Below are 20940 nucleotides of genomic sequence, written 5' to 3'. Positions count from 1 at the left end.
CCATGAAATGGAACTTTTCACATTCTGGATTTACGTTCGTCGAGTTGATGATCGTAACAACGATGATCGCGATTCTTATGGGAATCGCACTTTTTCCATACGGGTACTATATGGATCGTTCTCGCGTCGAGAAAAATATTGATAGTATTTCCCAGGAATGGATCCTCGCACATAATGATGTGAAAAATGGAATCCTCTATAATCCTGATTCACATGCACATCTCTATCTTCATTTTACGATAGGTGCAGAATCAGTGAATATTTATATGTCGACTGGTGGAACAAGTCCAGAAAAATTCTATAAGACCCTACCTCTCGAACAAAAAATACAGATTCAATCATTTTCTGGGATAGAGCTCGGAGGTACATCAGAAATCATCTATCATATCGAACCACCCTATGGATATGGGAAATTCTCGACGGGTGGAACAGAAGTCTCGCTCACGGGAATCACTATGACTATCGGATATCCTGGTGCTTCTCTCGCGAGTGGTCGTGCTCGTCAGATTCTCCTTCGCCCCTATTACTAATTCGCATTTATGCTTCGTGTTCTCACTCGAACATCCGGATTCACACTCGTAGAGCTTATCGTTGGTATGCTGATTTTTTCGATCGGGATGACGGGGATTCTCGCACTTCTTCATTCGACGATCAATAATTCTCTCTATTCTCGTTATGAGATTGTTGCAGGGAATCTTCTCAGAGAAGAAATAGAGCTCGTGAAAAATATTCGTAATTCGAACGTTCGGAATTTCATTCCCTATGATAGTGTGATTATCGATGGGAGTACGGCAACAGGACTCGCATCTGGTACCTATATCGTAGAGAATAATTTCGCGTATTCTGGAGTCTCGATTCAGTCAACCGATGGAAAAGTACTCAAAATGCCAGTCAAACTGAAACCTATCACACTCACGGGAGATATAGCAAATCGTTTTTCACTTTCTCGTCTCTATCTCGATGCCCAGGGTCGCTACACACATACACCAACCGCAACAGGAACCATTTATGCTTCATATATTATCATTTCTCCTCTTACTTTCTCAGATGGAGATGACAATACTATTGCCGTCGAAAAAGATGGAAAAACACAATGATATACGATTGATGCTCGTGTACTCGTGCAATCCCGTGGATATCAAGAATATGATCTAAAGTCACTCATTACCGACTGGAAAAAATAATAAAAAATTTCTCATGTTTCACTTTCGAAAGACATCTGGATTCACGCTCGTAGAGCTCGTTATCTCAATCACTATTTTTGGGATGATGAGTCTTGCGATAACTTCGATCTATATCCAGACGACGTATCTCGGACAGAAAATGCGCCAAACTCGTCACCTCTCTGAGACAGCGCGTGAGATCACCGAGCGGATTGCAGATGATGTGCGACAGAAATGAATCCATGGAAATACGCTTTCTGATGGAACTTCCTATGTGTACTGGAATACTCCTGATACGTATTCTCTGAGCGGAAGTGAAGTACTCTCAGTGGGAGATGGAACAACGAAATACGTATATGGAAAAAAGGAAATTCTCGGATGAACGACTGTTATCAATCACTGTGAAGCAGTCGACAAGATAGATCCGAAAACACATTGTGGGCTGTATCTGGTCAATGGATCAGATTATACGAACGCATTCAATCTGGTAGATAGCTTCATCCCTGAGGAATCCCAGAAACGTGTGAAAATCGAAAACCTGAAGTTCTATATATCAGGCGATGGAAAAAACACAGAAAAAAAAGTCACTCTCATATTCACACTCGCACTCATGCCACGTATCGGAATCCCATCGAATCTCATCGGTGATACTAGGCTCCATATCCAGACAACTATCAGTGAACGATTCTTCAAAGAAAATACATAATCCCCGTATCATGATTTCTCCTGTACTCTCATCTCGAAAAGGTTTCTCGATTCTGGTAGCGCTCTGAACTATCGGTGTACTTTTGATTATCATGACGAGTCTGGCGAGTATTTATATCAATGAACTCAAACTTTCACGCTTCCAATACAATGATATTATCTCATATGCACAAGCGGATGGTGCCTTCGAATACGCGATGCTGAAGGTGAAAAATCATCGTGAAGGCTTCCAAGATACCATGACAAATACTGATCCAGATGCAAAAATGTTCGTCGGAAATACTCCGAGAACACTCGGAACACAAGTACAATATCAGATAGCTTCTCAGTCAAAAGATAAAACTTTTACTCTTTCTGGTTCGAGCCATCTGATTCTTCCGCTTTTTGCTGGAACTGGGAATATCATTACTGGTGCTTCCCGTTCTCTTGATCCGAGAAATAACTCTATGACAGAGGGGATTTCTACACTTTCTCTCACTTCTACGGGAGATATTTCTGCACTTTCTTGGAGTATCGTTGCGATGAGTGGATCAGAAAATATTAGTCTCGCAGGAACATGAACTATAGTTACTGATACCATTGGGACAGTTCGACTTCGGTGAATGGATTGTTATGATAGCGAATGAGTGAAATGAATGTGTGGTGATGGAGTTCATGGTATAGAATATGGTGGTGATAGTATCGAATATTTCTATGACTCTTCTGTGAAGGTCTCAGATTTTCTCGGAAATCCAGTTTATAAAGACCCTTATTTACTGATTTTCAATAATAGCTCCACACCTTCTTCATTCACGATTCAATCTAATAACCCATTTACATTGCCCGTTCTGAAGGTGCTCACAGAAGCAAAAAAGGGAAATAGTATGCAATCAGTAGAATTCTCAGAAGATAAGAGCAAATACTATGATGCGATTCGGTACGGAATCTACAATAGATAATCTGCAACGGAATCATCTCAAGTAAAATCCCCTCAGTTTTGAGGGGATTTTTTAGAATTCTTCATCACCGAAAGCATCATGAGCTTTTTCGATTTCATAGAATTTCTGATGTTGCTTCTCGAACTTGAGATCCACTTGTCCGGTTGGTCAGTTACGATTCTTACGGATAAAAACACTTGATACACCAGGATTCTCGGAAAACTCATTGTAATAATCATCACGATAGATCATGAGAATGATATCTGCATCTTGCTCGATACTTCCTGATTCACGGAGATCAGACATCACAGGACGCTTGTCGGGACGAGCTTCGAGCGCACGCGAGAGCTGTGAGAGAGCAATGACTGGAACATCGAGTTCACGAGCGAGCGACTTCAGTCCACGAGAAATCTCAGATACTTCCTGCACACGGTTCATGCTATTTCCACTCGACATGAGCTGGAGGTAGTCGATGATGATGAGATCAAGTCCAGACTCCATCTTGAGACGACGAGCCTTACTCTTGAGCTCTACGAGACCTGCACCAGCAGGGGAATCATCCATATAGATTTTTGAACGAGAGAGCTTCTCGAGTGCATCGCCCATACGAGAGAACTCATCTTCTGAGAGTTTTCCTTTCTGGAGCTTCCAACTATCGACTGCCATCGCAGCAGCGATGAGACGATCGGTGAGTTGTTCCTTGGACATTTCGAGAGAAAATATAGCAACATGTTTCGCTTTTTCTGCGACATTCTGAGCGAAATTCAGCGCCATTGCCGTCTTACCCATCGATGGACGTGCTGCAAGGATGATGAGGTCTCCACGTTTGAATCCACCGAGCTTGTGATCGAACGTCGGGTAACCAATAGGAATACTCGAATGTTGCGCCATGTTTGGATCCGCGTGTATTGCAGCGAATTCTTCATAGCGGGCATTGAGAATGTCCTTGATCGGTGTGAGTTTGTTCTGGATAAATGTCTGAGTCACAGAGAAAAGTGACTTTTCTGCTTTTTCGAGAAGTTCTGTTGTCTCGGATACTTCATCGAATCCTGCCTGAGTAATTTCTGTACCAGCACGGATAAGCTTGCGGAGGACACTTTTGTTCTTCACGATCTGCGCATACTGGAAGATATTCGCACTTGTGAAGACACTCGTCATGAGATCATTGAGGAACATATCTCCACCGATAGATTCGAGTTTTTTCTGATCATCGATCACTTCGCGAACCGTGATAGCATCGATAGGCCGATTGCGCGTGAAGAGGTCGATCATCGCTGCAAAAACTATCCCATGAGAAGGATCATAGAAATCTTCAGGAATAAGAAGTCCAGCAACTTGGATAATACCGTCTTTGTCGAGAAGGATAGAACCGAGAACACCGCGTTCTGCTTCGATACTATGTGGAGGAGTTGTGAGAGCCAAGGAAATGATTGGTTATATAGTAACTTAGTATAATAAAGTACAACCTTCTGTCATTCCTGCGAATGCAGGAATCTAGATTCTGGGATAAACCCAGAATGACATCAAAGGTATTATCTAAATTTTTTATTCAAAATTCTAATTATTATTGATGCGTCTCCTCACCAAAATTCCCAGCCATCTCTTCTTCGGTCACGAGTTTCCCGATGAGATCGACGATTTCTTGATTGTATGGAGTGAGGTTTTTGAGCTTGATAAGCGTTTCTATGGCATCTTTTCTTTTTCCGAGTGCGACCTGAGATTGGGAGAGAAGCCAGAGAACTTCTGGATTTTTCGGATACTGCTTGATATAGCTTCGCGCGTATTCATAGGTTTCTTCTGTTTCTCCGAGTTCAGAAGCAAGATGAGCGATAGTATAGAGTACTTCCTCGCTCTCACCCTGAAGCGAGAGAATCTTTTTGTAGAGCTCATAACTGATTCGGTACTTGCGCTGCATAGCGAGCGTTCCCGCAAGATGCATGAGGATTTCTGCATCATCAGGATATGTATGCGCGAGATCCTTGTAGATGAATTCTGCTTTCTCGAATCCATGATCGCGCTCATAGAGTTCACCGAGCATGATATTGAGCTCGCGATGATTCTTCGAGAGTGAGAGTCATTCGATGATGAGCGCACGTGCTTCGGGGATGTGCCCGCGAGCAATGAGAGTTTTCGTGTTATTGGTAATCTCGATGAGTTTGTCTCGTTTTTCTGGAGAAATCTGGGGTGTTTCTTTTTTTGGAACTTCTTCGATTTCCTCATGAACATGAGTTGGTCGGACATATGGCACAGTTTCAGGAGATTCTTCGATTGGTTCTTCATCAGATGGAAGAGAACTATTTGGAATTTCGATTGTTTCTTCCACTGGAACATCAAATGTTTCAGTAACTATTGTTTTTGACGGAGTCTCTTCTGATGTTTCTGTCTCTGAAGATAAGATCTCCTCTTGGATATCGAGAGGAAGGGAATCGAGCTCTTCTTTATAGATGTCTTCTATTGTTTCTGCGCTTTCTTCTTGGAAATATTTCTCGATATGTTCATCATTTTCTGATGATGCTGCCTCCATTTCATAGATAATCTCTTCTTGCGTCATTTTTTCAGATACTTGCTCTATTTCCCCACTATCACCACTGAGATTCTCTTCAGGAATGAATTCCTCTTCAGATATTTGTACAACTTCTTCTTCTACACGAGCGAGACTATCTTCTTCCTTCTTCTCTTCTTCCGCCAGTTTTTCTTTCACATACTCTTTGCGAGGCGTGAGAATGCCAAGAACACGTGCTACGAAGCGATATCCATCGTAGAGAAATATGACACATATGAGAGCGACACAGAGGAGAACAATGATTGCTTCCAGCGAAGCCATCTGATTTCAAAAAAGGAATTCCATGTTTCTGTATACAATTTATGATGCGTATGATATGGACAAAGTCGAAATTTGCAAACGAGAAAAAGTATTTTTTGATATTTCCCGACTCTCTCGAAAAAATCTCGAAAATTTATTTGCTTTTTATCTCTATAGTTATATAATCCGCCCGTTTTCAAATCTAATATTCTCATCATGGACGCAACTCTCATCGCTCAAATCCAAGCCGGAGCACAAAAATCAGACACTCCAGTTCTCGCAACAGGAATGGAAGTAGAAGTACACCAGATTATCAAAGAAGGTGAAAAAGAACGTATTCAACTCTTCAAGGGTCTTATCATCTCTATGCGAGGAAAGACTGCTCTCGATAAGGTTATCACTGTTCGTGCTGATATCGAAGGTGTCGGAATCGAAAAGATTTTCCCGATCAACTCTCCATTTATCGCAAAGATTGTGGTTCTTCGCCAATTCAAGGTTCGTCGCAAGAATATCCGCTATATTCGTGAACTCACTGGTAAGGCTGCACGTCTCAAGGAGATTAAGTAATTCGACTCTATATACAGAACTTCCTGAATATTATCAGGGAGTTTTTTTATTCGAAATATTTGCAGGAAATAGGAAATTCTATATATTGTCAACATGTCAGAAACATGAAAAATACTCATTGTCCATGGTGATGGAAAACCAGAAATCAACGCTCTTCGTGGAAGAGCTATTGCGCATCTTATTGCTCATAATAATAAAGATGCTTTTTTTGCAATTATTTTTTTCAGGAGGACAGACATCTGGACCAGAAAAACCATCAGAAGCGCAACATTTACGAGACGTATACCAAAAAGCTATAAAAGAATTAATCCCTGAAGAAATATGAACACCTATTGTTCTTCTCGAGGAAGGTGCGTGTGATACGTGGGATAATGCAGAGAAATCGTTGGCTCTGATAAAAGAAGATAGAGATTTACAGAATAGAAAGCTCGTACTGTTTTCTCATCTTGGTCGTCTTCCAAGAATACAATCAATATATACCAAACTCGGAATACACGACGCAGATACTTCGTCTGTGGAAGAAGTATTTTGGAAATATGTACCAAATGGACGTCCGTTCGTACTTCGACATATGTTTTCGAGAGAAATATTCTCAAAAATGTTAATGGAAATTCCATTGTACATCCTCACACAGTTCGAATGGTGAAGGGAATGGATTCGTTCCAAAACACAAAAACGAATTCTGGAAACAGAATGAGGAAGGTAATTTGATATTCATTCTCATAATCCCAATGCGAAAATAGAGGAAAAAGATTTTATATTTTTCTCTTGATTTTTGTGTGAAGTAATGGTGAAGAAGTCTACTTGGAAATCCGAGCAAAAATGGTATTCGATGTCTCCTGTCAACCTTTTTTTTTCTTTTGACTTCACTGGAAAAAAGAATAAAACTGAGTTCACAAAGCGGAAGTAATCGTGTACAGTAAACAAAAAATACAAAGAGTCAATTTTCCTTCACCCTTGATTCCAACATGTCCCAAACTTTCGATTTTTCGCATCTCCAACTCGTCGTCCGAGAACTCTCGACACAAGTCCGAAAACAGGATTTTCTCACCTATTTCAAGAAGTTTTCTCTGATTCAGGTCACAGATACTTCCGTTACCCTTGGTGTTATCTCTTCTTTTCATCGAGATAACCTCGCGAGCAAGTTCTATACAGAAATCAAAACTGCTATCCAGAAAATAGTTCCGACTATTGATTCTATAGATATCGTCGTCGATGATGCGATCGATTCCAAGACAGAAGAATATGTCGTTGATTGTCGAAATACGCTCAAAGAAAGCGAAAAAACTACAAAAAAACAACAAGCGGAAGGAGTAGAAATTGTAGATGGTATCAATTCTCGTCTCATCAATGATCGTTATCGTCTCGATAACTTCATCGTCGGGCCAAGTACTCAGCTCGCTCATGCGGCTGCAGAAGCCGTTGCTCGTCGCCCAGGATCTTCATACAATCCACTCTATCTCTATGGAAATGTTGGTCTCGGAAAGACACACCTCCTCCAGGGAACTGCCAATCAGATTCGTTCGAAACACAAAAACCTCAAGGTCGTCTATACGACGGCGGATCGATTCCTCACGGACTATGTCGCGAGTATCAAGGGTCGTTCCGTGGACAAACTCCGTGAGAAATACCGCCAGATTGATGTTCTCGTTATCGATGATGTGCAATTTCTCGCAGGTAAAAAACAAACTCAAGAAGAGCTCTACAATATCTTCAATATCCTCTACGAAGCAGGGAAGCAGATTATCCTCTCTGGAGATCGTCCACCAAAAGAACTCACAGAACTCGAACCACGCCTTCAGAGCCGATTCGAGTGGGGAATCACGGTAGATCTCGGAGAACCTGATTATGAGACTCGTCTCGCTATCATCCAGGAGAAAGCTCGTGCTCGTGAATTTATCCTTTCTCAGGAAGTCGGAGAATTCATCGCCGAAAATGTGACAACAAACGTTCGTGAGATCGAATGAGTACTCAACCAGATTATCGCCGAATATGACCTCAAGGGAACCCCTCCAACGATCGAGAATGTCGCATACCGTCTCTCGAAACTTGCCGTGAAATCTATCACATCGAGCCTAACAGAAACTCGTACACAACGCATCGGAAATTGTAGCTACGAAGATCTCATCCAAGCAGTATCCAATCATTTCGGCATCGAGATTCGCACACTTCTCTCAGAAGATCGCAAAAAAGAAAACATGATTCCACGTCAGGTGGCAATGTATCTTCTCAAGAATAAGCTTCACTATACATACGAGCGCATCGGGAATATCTTTTCTGGACGCAATCACACAGCGGTGATGTACTCTTGCAAGAAGCTCGAAACCATCATGAAAAAAGACCAACAAGTCGTCTACGAACTCAATGTGATTCGTGATAAACTCGGGATATAACTTTCCTTTTTGTCATCCCGAGGAACGAGGGATCTCTTTCAGGCTCATCTAAAGAGATTTTGAGAGTTTTCTTCTCATAATTGCAAGGAAAAGAGAAAAATATTATGAACACTCTCGTAAAAGTAGGAATCTCTCTAAAAAAATGGAGAGGTTTTTACTTTCTGGGGATCTGTTCGAGGAGAAAATGAAGTGCTCCAGCGAGTTCATCACTCGCAATCTTCATGGCAAAAGGAATCTCGCGGAAAATCAGGATATAGACAACACCTCCAGCGATGAATATCTGGATGGATTCGTTGGTGGCTGGGAGATTGCGGAGTTCATCGATATTCTGTGCTTGACCGATCGATTCCATGAGCCAGATACCATTTCCGAGGAGTGCATCGATAGTGAGTCATTCTTTTTCCATTTTCGTGAGAAAATCACTCGCATATTGATTGATAGTATCAGATTTTCCTGAACGTGATAAGATGGTATTGGATGCGAAAAGCTTACATGAACGATATCCATGTTCGAGAAGTTCATTCGCGATATCTTCATAACAATTCTTCACACCTTCCCCACCTTCATAGAGTGATATTTTTGGCGTATTTCGTGTCTCTCATTGTTTGTGACTCTGGAGTTCGACTTCGATACTCGCGAATTCATCATGCATTTTCTCATATTTTGTCCGTTCATTCTCGATATATCGCTTCAGGATCGAGATATCAGGGATGAAGAAATTCTTCACCCCATTCTTGTCGGTGATGGAGACGAGATTCTTCTGAGCGAGAGCTGTGAGAACCTTGTAGACGTACGTGCGCTCGATATCGACGTACTTGGCAATCACGGACGCGGGTTGAATCCCAAGCTTGTAGAGCGCGAGATAGATTTCTGCTTCTTTGTGGGTGAATCCGAGAGATTCGAAATAATCGTAGAATTGCATGTGTTGTGAAAAAATCATCACAGATAATTTCCTCTATTCTATCATAAAAAACGAGATATGCAAATTCTCAACCTTGCATTCTGTGAAGAATCAATATAAATAGAGTATTCCTTATTTCTCCTATGTACCCCATCCCACCAAACGAAACTCTCGTAGAAACAAAAACTTGTCGTCATTGTCAGGCTTCTTTCCCAATCACAGACAAAGATTTGGAATTCTATGAGAAAGTGTCGCCAGTATTTGCTGGAAAGAAATATTCTATCCCCACTCCGACACTGTGTCCAGATTGCAGACAACAACGACGACTCTCATTCCGCAACGAGCGGAAACTCTACAAGAGAAAGTGTGATGCCACTGGACGAGATATTATTTCCTATATTTCCCCAGACAAACCAACTAAGGTCTACCATCAGGATTTTTGGTGGAGCGATTGATGGGATGCGATAGAATGCGGGCGAGATTTCGATTTCAGTCGACCATTCTTCGATCAACTTCAGGAACTCTTACAGAATGTACCACAGATGTGACTCCTCGTTGCAAACTCGGAAAATAGTCCATATGTGAATTATTCAGCGAATGTAAAAAACTGTCATCTCATCTTCGCATCGAGCCAAAACGAAGATGCCTTGTACTGTCGATGGGTAATGCATGACAAGAATATCGTGGACTGTAATAACTGCAGTCATTGTGAAAATGGCTACGAGCTTATTGATTGTGTGAATACTAATGCTTCCACTTATTGTATTGGATGTGTCGATTGTTATGCTTGCTTTGGAAGCTATGATCTCGCTGGATGTCAGCACTGCATCGGATGTTCACTTTTGCGGAATAAGAGCTACTGTATAGATAATATACAGTATACGAAAGAAGAATACATGGAGAAAAAGAAATCGATAGAGATCAATGAAAAACTTCTTAATTTCACTTTCGAGAAGTGAATACATAGGCATAACTATGAGCTTCGATCTGAAAATGTAACAGGCGAGTATATTATAGACTCGAAAAACATCTTTCTCGGGTTTGAGGTAGAAAGGAGTGAAGATTGTCGACGGGTTACAAATACACTCGATCTCAAAGATACCATGGATATTGATTTTCAAGCCTTCGATTGTGCGAGGTGTTATGAGAGTATCGGATTCGAAAATGCGAACAATCTACTGTTCTCTTATGGATTTCTAAAGGGGCATTCATCACTCTATAATCTGCTGGTTTGTATTGATTCCAACTATCTTTTCTGATGTATCGGTCTCCGTAACAAACAATATTGCATCCTCAACAAACAATACACGAAAGAACAGTATGAAATACTTGTTCCCAAGATTATAGAACATATGATAAAAACTGAAGAATGGGGAGAGTTCTTTCCATCATCACTCTCTCTGTTTGGATACAACGAAACGGTGGCACAGGAATATTTCCCACTCTCCAAAGCAGACGCTCTGAATAAATGATTCGCATGGAGCGACTACGAAGCTCCATTTCCGAAGGTCGAGAAAATTATCCCAGCCTCCAAACTCCCAGACGATATTTCGAAGATTCCCGACGACATCTTGAATTGGGCAATCGAATGTGAAGTTACAAAGAAACCATTTAGAATAATAAAACAAGAACTCGAATTCTACCGCAAACATAATCTTCCAATTCCAAAACGTCATCCAGATCAACGCCATCTCGATCGTATGGCTCTCAGAAATCCACGGAAACTCTTCGAGAGGAAATGTGACAAGTGTGGGAAAGATATGATTACAACATACGCCCCTTGCGAGGTGAAACCGAGCTTGGAAGCACCCTTGGGGTGCACTCCAGACAGACCAGAAATTGTATATTGTGAAGAATGCTACAATAAGGAGATACTATAAATCCTTATAGACATCTCCTCTATAATCGATATTGACTATCATTCATTTTTGTCCAACTTTCCGAAAAATAATACGAATTTTTCCTTTTCGTACACGAAAAAGATCTGTCTCTCAGGCCAATTTCTTCACATCCAAGTTATCAAGATGAAGATTCGATATTTGTTCGAGTATTTCTAGAAGAATAATTCTCTCAGAAAGAGAAAGTTTCAGGAGAAATTTTGTGATTTTATCCATTTTGGAGTGACTTAATTCGTGCGATAATATCCTCTGGATTCATGCCAGAATCGGAATAAATACCGAATCATTCTGGATTCTCATAGTAGGTGACATCACTCGTTTTCTCATAAATTGGCTCGATAAAAAGTCCACCATCACGTTCTGTTGCCATAAAATTCTTTGTTTTTGCTTGAGTTCTCCATTTTTTCGGAAGAGTTATTTGTCAGGTATTGAAGAGTTTGAGTATGTAGGTCATAATACATGGAATTAATGGAATTAATGGAATTAATGAAATTAACTAATTTTAGTATAGTTCTGTTCGTATAAAATGCAAATATTTTGTCAATTCCACTGTTTTTATATATACTACAAGAAAGCTTTTCTCATGTCACGACATCATCTCACTTCCGTACATATCATTCCATTCCACTCGACCAAGACAACTCGTGAGGATTTTGTGCAGTTTCTGGATATCATCGCGAATTCTCTACATCATACGGTACATATCGGAATCGTGCTCGAAAAACGTCATATTTCCTATATCTTGACGGGCGATGAGGATTCACTCGAATACCTCTCGAATGAGATATATACGCGGTTCTATGGGTATGAGATTGTTCCGATGTGGAGTCAGGTTTTCGCGACTGGAAAGACCGTTCATGTGAGTCATATCGGACTCGAGAACAATGGATTCTATCCGTTCCATATCACAGAAGAAGAGGATAATATGACAGCGATGTTCCGTCTTTTTGACCAGGTTCCTCCAGAAGATAGCGTGTATCTCGATTTTGGGCTTCGACCTCGACATACGACCGAACGTGGGTTTTTTCTTGGAGCGCATATTCGGTTTTTCTGGCTTCGCGTGAAGAAAGCATTCCAGTTCTATCGCTATCTCTGGAATCCGAAAATCGAGAAAGATTGGAAACATAAATGAGCCGAATATTTCGAACACAAGATGCATCATGAAGTTTTCGAAGTGGGAATTACGCTTTTCGAACAAAGCCAGAGTCGAAAATATATTTTCTCGAAATTGCTTGTGAAGTCATTCGACCGATATAAGAATTTCCCATACAACCAGTTCGTATTCCGTTCATCAGATACACAGAAAATCACCAAGTTCCATGATGTGATCAAGCTGGCACATCCACATATTATCATGACCCCTCCAGAAGTAGGTTCGCTCTTCCAGTTTCCAGTAAATCCGAAAGAAGAACCGAAGCTTCTCCGTGTGAACTCCAAGCGACTTCCAGCTCCGAATGATGTACCGATTCCGAATGCTCACCAAAAAGAAATTACTCCAATTGGAATCTCAGATTATCGTGGCGTTCGCAATGGTGTGGGGATTCTCCCGCTTGACCGAGTCCGTCATCTCTATGTGATCGGAAAAACAGGAGTAGGGAAGTCGAAATTCCTCTCTTCACTCATGCATGAAGATATCGACCGTGGCAATGGTTTTGCGGTGATTGACCCTCATGGAGATCTCATCGATGAGATTCTTGCTGTGATTCCTCCTGAACGGTACAAGGATGTTGTGCTGTTTGATCCGACCGATACGGAGTTTCCTTTTGCCTTCAATCCGCTTTCTCTTCGTCCTAGTGAATCCAAACAAATCGGTGCTAAGGGATTTATCGATATCTTCAAGAAATTCTTCGGAGCGAATTGGAATCCGAAACTCGAACACGTGCTCCGTATGATTGTGCTGGCGCTCTATGATCTTCCCGGTGCAACCGTTTTTGATATTGTTCGAGCCCTGACAGATAAGGATTTTCGTTACAAAATGATTGAGGTGGTTCAGGATGATGTGGTGCGGAACTTCTGGTCGAATGAATTCGCTGGATGGAGCCAGCAGTTCAATAGTGAAGCTATCATGCCGATTCTCAACAAGGTCGGACAGATTCTTTCGATTGATGCGATTCGCAATATTTTCTCTGGTGCTGAGAACAAGATCGATTTCCGTGATATTATGGACAAGAAGAAGATATTTCTCGTGAACCTTCCGAAGGGAAAACTCCAAGAAGAAATCATGGGATTCCTTGGTGCTATGATCGTGACAAAGCTCTATCAGGCTGCTATGACTCGTGCAGATACTCCGCCAAAAGATCGCACGCCGTTCTATCTCTATATCGATGAATTCCAGAATTTTGCGACCGACACGTTCTCTGAGATTCTCTCTGAAGCGCGTAAATATGGACTTTCTCTCCATCTGGCACATCAATTCCTGAACCAGATTCCATCTTCACTCCAGAATGCAGTATTCGGAAATGTGGGAACATTTGTCAGTTTCCGCGTGTCGATGGATGATACACCGAAGATTGCAGGCTATCTCGCGCCACAAGTGACGGACTATGACCTCGGGAATCTCCCAGCTCGAGAGGCGTATATCAAGCTCCTGATCAACGGTATTCCTGCAGATACTTTCTCTATTCGTACCTTCGATGTTCGTGATGAGGATGCGAAAAATAATGGTATAGCAAAAATTCGCGAAATATCGAGAAAAGCATATAATCGTACAAAACTCGAAACGGTGAAAGAAATCAAAGAATCACAGTCAGAAATCGTCAAAAAACTGGAAGATTTTGGCGAGCCGATACTCTAAAATAATTTTGCATTTTCGAAAAATCTGCTATACTGCCCATGACCTCGAAAGAGGAATACGATAAATCGGGAAATAAACCTCCTTAAGAAAAATCCCCATGTCAGTGGGGATTTTTCTGTTAGCGATACTGACGAAGAAATTTTCTCCGAGTTCGCCCTGTCACCTTTTTGGTGACCACCTCGAATCCAAGTAGGACACAGAGGTATACGAGGAGGTTCCTCATACGATAAATCGGTTAAAGGATAAACCTCCCGCCCCTGACCAAGAGGCAGGAGCACAAATATTCTATGGAAATCTTATGGAAATCAATCAGAAGACTTTCTTTTGCAAAAATGCGAAAATCCTTCATAATACGGAGGATTTTTTCTTGCACTATGTACCCCATCCCTCCGAACGAAACTCTCGTAGAAACCAAAACCTGCAAACACTGTGGAACTTCTTTTCCTATCACCGACAAGGATATAGAGTTCTACGAGAAAGTTTCTCCGACTTTTGGTGGGAAGAAATACTCAATTCCAACACCGACACTTTGTCCGGATTGTCGCCAACAACGTCGCCTCTCATTTCGCAACGAACGGAAGCTCTACAAGAGGAAATGTGATGCAACACAAAAGGACATTATTTCAATTTATTCGCCAGATAAACCTTATACAGTCTATCATCAAGACTACTGGTGGAGTGATTCTTGGGATCCTATGGATTATGGGAGAGAGTTTGATTTTGGAAGGAGTGCAATGGAGCAGATAGGGGCACTTTGGAGGGTGGTACCAACACCAAGTCTTATTACAGATGCTAATCTAAATGAAAATTCAGAATACGTAAATTTTTCTTGAGCCTCAAAAAATTGTTATCTTGTATTTGAAAACGGGGACTGTGAAGATGATTATTATTGTTACCATATATATTCTTCCAAGAACTGCATTGACTCACTGGGAATTTTTAATTCAAATCATTGTTATGAATGTATAGATATAACTTGATGTAGTAATCTTGTATTTTGAATTAACTGCATAAACTGTTCTAACTCAAGTTATTTATACGATTGTGTAAATTGTGATAATTGCTTCTCTTGTTTTAATTTAAGGAATAAGGAATTTTGTATTGACAATATTCAATATTCCCAATGAGAATACACAAAGAGAGTAGAAGAACTAAAAAAACAATGAATGAAGAAAAATATAGAAGAATTCTTACATAAAAAAGAAAGTCATGTGCACGTGGCTTGTAATACTACTTGAAGTCAAAATAGTTCTTGAGATTTTCTTTTTGATTCAAAAAACACAAAGTTATCTTTCTATTCAAGAGAAATAGAGGATTCGGCATATGTACATTACTTTCAAAACTCTCAAGATAATTATGATTGCTACTCTTGGTGATATGATATAGGCTATGGTTGAGCAGTGAATTGCTATGAAGCTATTAGTATATGAAATGGGGTAAATAAAATTCATTTTTCTTTTCTCTGTTGGGAAAATAGTCGTACCATCAATTATAGTTATCTTTGTCGTTGGTCATCAAACCTCTTCTGATGCATCGGTCTTCGCAACAAATCTTACTGCATCCTCAACAAACAATACACTCGTGAAGAATATGAAATCCTTGTTCCAAAGATCATTGAACATATGATGAAGACAGGAGAATGGGGAGAATTCTTTCCGAGTTCACTTTCTCCATTTGGGTATAATGAAACGGTAGCACAGGAATATTTTCCTCTCACAAAATCTGAAGCCACAAAAGATGGAATCTTCAACTGGTCAGACTATGAACCCCCATTCCCCAAAGTAGAGAAGATCATCCCAGCAGACAAACTTCCCGAAGATATTTCGAAGATTCCTGATGACATTCTCAATTGGGCAATCGAGTGCGAAGTCACCAAGAAACCATTCCGTATCATCAAACAAGAACTTGAGTTCTATCGAAAGCACAATCTCCCAATCCCAAGGAGACATCCCGACCAACGCCACCTTGACCGTATGGCTCTCAGAAATCCGAGAAAACTCTTCGAGAGGAAATGTGACAAATGTGGAAAGGATATAATTACAACGTATAGTCCAGATAGGAAGGAAATCGTGTATTGTGAGGAGTGTTATAATAGGGAAGTTATTGGTTAATTTTTAAAAGTCTAAGTATGCTCTCCATCATCTCCACTCCCATCGGCAATCTCGAGGATATCACACTTCGTGCACTCCGAATTCTCAAAGAAACTGACTACATCGCCTGTGAAGATACCCGTGTTACAGGACAACTCCTTGGATATTACGATATTCCGAACAATGGGCGACTCATGTCGTTCCATTCACATTCTGGATTCTCGAAGATGGACAAGATCATCGAACTCCTGAAGGAAGGAAAAGAAGTAGCACTCGTCTCCGATGCGGGAACTCCTGGGATTTCTGATCCTGGTTTTGTACTTATCCGTGAAGCTATCAAGGAAGGAATTACGGTCACGCCAGTTCCATGAGCTTCCGCAGTTCTCTCAGCTCTTGTTGCAAGCGGAATAGACTGTCATCAATACCTCTATCTCGGATTCCTCCCTGTGAAGAAGTGACGCCAGACGATGCTAAAATCTCTGGTGAATAAAGAATATACCGTCGTCGTGTATGAATCAGTGCATCGTATCGAGAAAACTCTCGCAGAACTCGAGGAATATCTCGGATGAGATCATTATATCGTCGTCGGTCGAGAGATTACGAAGAAATTCGAAGAATTCAAACGAGGAACTATTGCAGAAGTGAGAGAATATTATAAGTGAGAGGGGAAGGTGAAAGGAGAATTTGTGCTTGTATTCTAGAAATTATCGTCCAATTCGTACTTCAAAAATCACTCAAGTAGGGTGGTTTTTTTGTATCGTGAGATTTCCATGATGAAGGCTCGCAATTCTCTCCACAATCGCAAGACCAATCCCCATACTTTTATCACTCTGACTCCGTCATTTATCGATACGATAGAATTTCTCCTTCACGAAATCCATCTCATCCTCAGGAATTCCGACACCATTATCTGAGAAAGTAAAAAGATATTCCTTATCACGTTTCTCATATCTACAGAGAAGCGTTGTATCTTTTCCAGCGTATTTGATAAAATTCGAGAAGATATTGTGGAGAATCTGCACATACATATCACTATCCATACTCGTCATTGTGTCACGCGGGAAATCCACTACAATTTTTTGATTATTCTTCTCGAGTTGTGGTGTATATTCAGCGACAATAGGAAGAGTACGACTACGTACAGAAAACCTTTCGACATGGATATGATCGAACGTATCACGTGTGAGATGTTCATAATCCATAATTCGACTGGTAATATCTGTGAGTCGAGTGAGTTCAGATTGGAGAAGAGAAATTGTTTTTTTGTCGAGAGTCATCATACCATCTTCGATGCCATCGAGATAACACTTCACCGCCGTGATAGGAGTTCGAATCTCATGTGAGAGATCAGAGAGGAAATCAGAACGGATTTTTTCCTGAATAGAAATAGCCTTATGGAGGTTGTTGATTGTGACAATGAGTGGGAAGAATTCATTCTTTTTTGTATACCGAATGCTCGAGAAGTTCTTTCCACCAATAATTCGTTCCAGATTCTCGATAATCGATTGCACGGGAAGAAATATAGAACGAATCCAGAAAAAATAGAAAACCAATATCAAAAGGAACCAAATAAGATTCACATATAAGAGCCCTGACAGAACTCCAGTCACGAACTGTCATTCTGCACTATCTTCACCGAATGCCCGGAGATTAAAGAGGGGAAATTTTCGTATATCGAGAATTCCTGTTGTGTATTTCGGAAAGGGAATACTCAGCATTTCATCACTATTACCAGTTCCAGTCGTCATATAGAGTTCCGGATTTTTGCTAATATTCTCTATCGAAGTTGAGAGATTCGAGAGTTCTGCGATGACTTGAGCATATTCTTCTTGTGTTTTTTTATCGAGCTTCGAGAGCGCAACAAAAGCCTTCAATTGTTCAGGATTTGGTGTGAGTGCTCCAGTATCATATGAAGCGATATATTCAGCAAAATGTTTCTCAGAAAGAACCTGAAACGCAACAATATTCACCATTGCGGTGAGTATGAGAATAATTCCCGTGATGAGTGGTATACGATAAGAGAGAAGCACGAGAAGGGGATAATCGCGAAATAATACGGAGATTATAGGAACTTTCATAGTTCATACAACATATTTTCTGTGAATTGTTTGTGAGCGCTTTCTGTTGCTTTTTCGAGCTTTTTCTCTATATTCGACTCTATTCTTATCATATTTTGAATCTTGAATTTTTAATCTTGAATTTTTCTATGACCGTCCGTACTCGACTCGCACCATCACCAACAGGATATGTCCATATCGGGAATCTCCGTACTGCGCTCTATTGTTTTCTCTGGGCTCGCCACAATGATGGACAATTCATCCTCCGTATCGAAGATACAGATCGTACACGTCTCGTAGAAGATGCTGTGGATCGTATTATTGAGACATTGACATTGGTGGGAATGCGACCTGATGAAGGCCCACACCATGATGGTGGTTATGGCCCATATACACAGAGCGAACGACTTGATATCTATACACCTCGACTTCATCAGCTCTGTGAAGAGGGAAGCGCGTATTATTGTTTCTGTACTTCTGAGCGTCTCGAAGCGCTCAAGAAAGAACAAGAAGAACTCAAACTTCCTCCAAAATATGATGGACATTGTCGTCATATTCCTCTCGAAGAAGCTCGAGAAAAAATCGCAAATGGAGAAAAGTATACCATTCGTCTCAAAGTTCCAAAAGGAGAAAAAATTATTTTCAATGATCTCATCCGTGGACGCATAGAATTCAACACTTCTGAAGTGGATGACCAAGTTCTCCTCAAGTCAGATGGATTTCCAACCTACCACGGTGCTATCGTTATCGATGATTATCTCATGGGGATTACTCACGTGATGCGTGGGGAAGAATGGATTAGCTCTATGCCAAAGCAGATTCTCACAGCTCGTGCACTGAATCTTCCACTTCCAGAATATGCACATCTTCCGAGCGTTCTCGGAAACGATGGGAAAAAACTTTCGAAACGAACGGGTGATGCCTTCGTCTCGGAGTATCTCGCGAAATGATATTTTCCTGAAGCACTTCTGAACTTCATCGCACTTCTCGGATGGCATCCGAAGCAAAATGAAGAAATCATGACCATGGAGGAGATGATTGCAAAATTCGAAATCTCCGATATCCACAAGTCTGGTGCAGTTCTTGATCGAATCAAGCTCGACTGGATGAATGGAGAATACGTGAAAAAAATGGAAATCGGAGAACTTCACGAACGCCTCGCAGAATATCTGAAGACGTATGAGAATGAATTTTATACGAGCACTTTTGCTCCAGCAGATTACGAGTTCAATACGAAAATTCTTCGTGAACTCCAGCTTCGCATGAAACGATTCGATGAATATATTGAGTTGACAAAATTTCTGTATCAGGATGCAGAAATCCGGACAGATCTCCTCACGAATCCGAAGATGAAAATAGAAACTCTTGATTTTGCATGAGAATCATTAAAATTAGCAAAAGAAGTACTCGAAACAACAGATTTTTCTATACTGGAAAACCTCAAAACTCCGCTCCTCGAAGCAATTTCCCGAGCAGGTCTTAAAAATGGACAAGTACTCTGGCCACTTCGTGTCGCACTTTCTGGAGAAGAATTTTCTCCTGGCGCATTCGAACTTGCATTTATTCTCGGAAAAGATAAATCACTCAAAAGAATACAGAAAGTACTTGAATTGTTATAGTGTTTAGTTATTAATATAATTCTATTATGTCTAGAAAGTGACTCGAAGCTGGTTCCTGACTTTTTATAAGAAAAGACCCTCGATTGAGTATTACGGGAAATGCTGCGAGAAGAGCAGCATGACTCTCTCCAATTACTCCATCTAGCTTAACACAAGAAGCTTTGCACAGGATGGAACAAAGAAGGTTAAGGGTTCTTGCTAAATGAGGACTTCTTCCGGAGTAATTTTTCATTTTTAATTGTTATTTTTTCATTGATACCATGCTCTATATTTTCCTGAAAAACATCATAGAAACCACCATTTCACAGTACGTGTGTCAGAGCTGTCAGGGAAAAGTTGATGAGTCTTCCGTCAGTGTCGTAGGAATCGGCGAGCATATGATTGATCTCGAAGTTCATTGTCCTCACTGTCAGACACATACACATATCCATGCAGAAGTCGCGAATATTGCGAATGAGATGCTCCGAACTGATGAAGGGAAAGCCCTTCTGAAGAAAGTGATGAAAAATGGAAATCTCAATGAAAACGCCATCAAAGACGAAGATATTATGACTCTGCGAAATGAACTTTCTTCTATCCAATCTGTCAAAGATCTTCTCAAATAATTTTCTATGTTTGCTCGGCTTTTCGCTTTTATCATTCTCATTATCACACTCTATCTTGCTAGTGTTTTTCTTTTTCCTGAATTTGCTGACCAGTATGGGAATGTCTCATGGAACGAGAAAATACGGGAGATGAAGTCCGATATGGAGAGTTACACTGGATCGAGTTCTTCCATTTTTGCTGATTTGACTGGAAAGGCTTCAGAGTTCGCGAGTGGCACACAACAATTCATCAATGAATCGAAACAAACTGTGAATCAGATTCAGACAACTGTAACAGAAAAAACGGAACAAGTAAAGAAGGCGGCAGATTCTGTCCAGAATGCATATACCGCCGTCGAAAAAGCAAAAACTGATATTCAAAAACTCGGAAGTCTTTCTGGAAGTGTTTCTGCAAGTGGGAATATCACAACGGGATCGGGTAAATAATT

20 protein-coding genes are annotated in these 20940 nt (G+C 40.8%); 14 read left to right on the top strand and 6 right to left on the bottom strand.

The annotated features are described in order from the left end of the window. Positions 1-2: 2 nt before the first annotated feature. Genes PHY14_00290 through PHY14_00275 form a run of 4 tightly spaced genes read left to right on the top strand, consistent with a single transcriptional unit; the run spans position 3 to position 2806 of the window. The gene (locus PHY14_00290; GenBank protein MDD2693352.1) at positions 3-530 is read left to right on the top strand and encodes a prepilin-type N-terminal cleavage/methylation domain-containing protein; all 528 of its coding nucleotides are present in this window, start codon (positions 3-5) and stop codon (positions 528-530) included. Positions 531-539: 9 nt separating this feature from the next. Continuing rightward, positions 540-1184 carry a prepilin-type N-terminal cleavage/methylation domain-containing protein gene (locus PHY14_00285; GenBank protein ID MDD2693351.1) on the top strand — a complete coding sequence of 215 codons (645 nt, stop codon included), beginning with the start codon at positions 540-542 and terminating at the stop codon, positions 1182-1184. A 13-nt stretch (positions 1185-1197) separates the two neighbouring features. Next, positions 1198-1869 carry a type II secretion system protein gene (locus PHY14_00280; GenBank protein MDD2693350.1) on the top strand — a complete coding sequence of 224 codons (672 nt, stop codon included), beginning with the start codon at positions 1198-1200 and terminating at the stop codon, positions 1867-1869. A gap of 10 nt (positions 1870-1879) precedes the next feature. Continuing rightward, on the top strand, positions 1880-2806 hold the full coding sequence (locus tag PHY14_00275; protein ID MDD2693349.1) for a hypothetical protein: 927 nt from the start codon (positions 1880-1882) through the stop codon (positions 2804-2806). Positions 2807-2857: 51 nt separating this feature from the next. Here the strand turns inward: PHY14_00275 and dnaB are convergent, their stop codons facing one another. Together dnaB and PHY14_00265 are read right to left on the bottom strand one after the other, a co-directional pair. Next, positions 2858-4207, bottom strand: a complete 1350-nt coding sequence (gene dnaB / locus PHY14_00270; GenBank protein MDD2693348.1) for a replicative DNA helicase — start codon at positions 4205-4207, stop codon at positions 2858-2860. Positions 4208-4349: 142 nt separating this feature from the next. Beyond that, positions 4350-5633: a tetratricopeptide repeat protein gene (locus tag PHY14_00265; protein MDD2693347.1), complete on the bottom strand. Its 1284-nt coding sequence runs from the start codon at positions 5631-5633 to the stop codon at positions 4350-4352. A gap of 171 nt (positions 5634-5804) precedes the next feature. Here PHY14_00265 and rplS point away from each other — a divergent pair, with 171 nt between their 5' ends. The 3 genes from rplS (at position 5805) to dnaA (ending at position 8548) form a co-directional block, all read left to right on the top strand. Further along, positions 5805-6155 carry a 50S ribosomal protein L19 gene (gene rplS, locus PHY14_00260; protein ID MDD2693346.1) on the top strand — a complete coding sequence of 117 codons (351 nt, stop codon included), beginning with the start codon at positions 5805-5807 and terminating at the stop codon, positions 6153-6155. 208 nt (positions 6156-6363) lie between these two features. After that, positions 6364-6861, top strand: a complete 498-nt coding sequence (locus PHY14_00255) for an ElyC/SanA/YdcF family protein (protein ID MDD2693345.1) — start codon at positions 6364-6366, stop codon at positions 6859-6861. A gap of 262 nt (positions 6862-7123) precedes the next feature. After that, positions 7124-8548 carry a chromosomal replication initiator protein DnaA gene (dnaA, locus tag PHY14_00250; GenBank protein ID MDD2693344.1) on the top strand — a complete coding sequence of 475 codons (1425 nt, stop codon included), beginning with the start codon at positions 7124-7126 and terminating at the stop codon, positions 8546-8548. A 154-nt stretch (positions 8549-8702) separates the two neighbouring features. Here the strand turns inward: dnaA and PHY14_00245 are convergent, their stop codons facing one another. Then, positions 8703-9470, bottom strand: a complete 768-nt coding sequence (locus PHY14_00245) for a helix-turn-helix domain-containing protein (protein ID MDD2693343.1) — start codon at positions 9468-9470, stop codon at positions 8703-8705. A 122-nt stretch (positions 9471-9592) separates the two neighbouring features. Here PHY14_00245 and PHY14_00240 point away from each other — a divergent pair, with 122 nt between their 5' ends. After that, positions 9593-11329 (top strand): hypothetical protein, encoded by a 1737-nt coding sequence (locus PHY14_00240; GenBank protein ID MDD2693342.1) that lies wholly within the window; start codon positions 9593-9595, stop codon positions 11327-11329. Here the strand turns inward: PHY14_00240 and PHY14_00235 are convergent. After that, entirely contained in the window at positions 11324-11563 is a 240-nt protein-coding gene (locus tag PHY14_00235; protein ID MDD2693341.1) for a hypothetical protein, read from the bottom strand. The two genes, PHY14_00240 and PHY14_00235, sit on opposite strands and share 6 nt — an antisense overlap. Further along, entirely contained in the window at positions 11556-11801 is a 246-nt protein-coding gene (locus PHY14_00230; GenBank protein ID MDD2693340.1) for an AbrB/MazE/SpoVT family DNA-binding domain-containing protein, read from the bottom strand. The genes PHY14_00235 and PHY14_00230 overlap by 8 nt, the downstream gene beginning before the upstream one ends. A gap of 129 nt (positions 11802-11930) precedes the next feature. Between PHY14_00230 and PHY14_00225 the strand changes: the two genes are divergently transcribed. From PHY14_00225 to rsmI, 3 genes are all read left to right on the top strand, one after another. Further along, entirely contained in the window at positions 11931-14141 is a 2211-nt protein-coding gene (locus PHY14_00225) for a type IV secretion system DNA-binding domain-containing protein (protein MDD2693339.1), read from the top strand. Between the two features lie 1622 nt (positions 14142-15763). Beyond that, positions 15764-16252 carry a hypothetical protein gene (locus PHY14_00220; GenBank protein ID MDD2693338.1) on the top strand — a complete coding sequence of 163 codons (489 nt, stop codon included), beginning with the start codon at positions 15764-15766 and terminating at the stop codon, positions 16250-16252. Positions 16253-16269: 17 nt separating this feature from the next. Next, positions 16270-16932, top strand: coding sequence for a 16S rRNA (cytidine(1402)-2'-O)-methyltransferase (gene rsmI, locus PHY14_00215; GenBank protein MDD2693337.1), 663 nt, complete (start codon positions 16270-16272; stop codon positions 16930-16932). Positions 16933-16935: 3 nt separating this feature from the next. Here rsmI and PHY14_00210 read toward each other — a convergent pair whose 3' ends face one another. After that, the gene (locus PHY14_00210) at positions 16936-18309 is read right to left on the bottom strand and encodes a HAMP domain-containing sensor histidine kinase (protein MDD2693336.1); all 1374 of its coding nucleotides are present in this window, start codon (positions 18307-18309) and stop codon (positions 16936-16938) included. A gap of 128 nt (positions 18310-18437) precedes the next feature. On the opposite strand from PHY14_00210, the gene gltX reads away from it, so the two are divergent. From gltX to PHY14_00195, 3 genes are all read left to right on the top strand, one after another. Beyond that, on the top strand, positions 18438-19907 hold the full coding sequence (gene gltX / locus PHY14_00205; GenBank protein MDD2693335.1) for a glutamate--tRNA ligase: 1470 nt from the start codon (positions 18438-18440) through the stop codon (positions 19905-19907). Positions 19908-20167: 260 nt separating this feature from the next. Then, on the top strand, positions 20168-20512 hold the full coding sequence (locus tag PHY14_00200) for a hypothetical protein (protein MDD2693334.1): 345 nt from the start codon (positions 20168-20170) through the stop codon (positions 20510-20512). Between the two features lie 6 nt (positions 20513-20518). Beyond that, on the top strand, positions 20519-20938 hold the full coding sequence (locus PHY14_00195; GenBank protein ID MDD2693333.1) for a hypothetical protein: 420 nt from the start codon (positions 20519-20521) through the stop codon (positions 20936-20938). Positions 20939-20940 lie beyond the last annotated feature (2 nt).

The organism is Candidatus Gracilibacteria bacterium, from assembly GCA_028687475.1.
GTDB lineage: Bacteria > Patescibacteriota > Gracilibacteria > BD1-5 > UBA2023 > STC-74.
The sequence above is the reverse complement of the archived record's forward strand: the minus strand, read 5'-3'. Positions and strand labels throughout refer to the sequence as shown.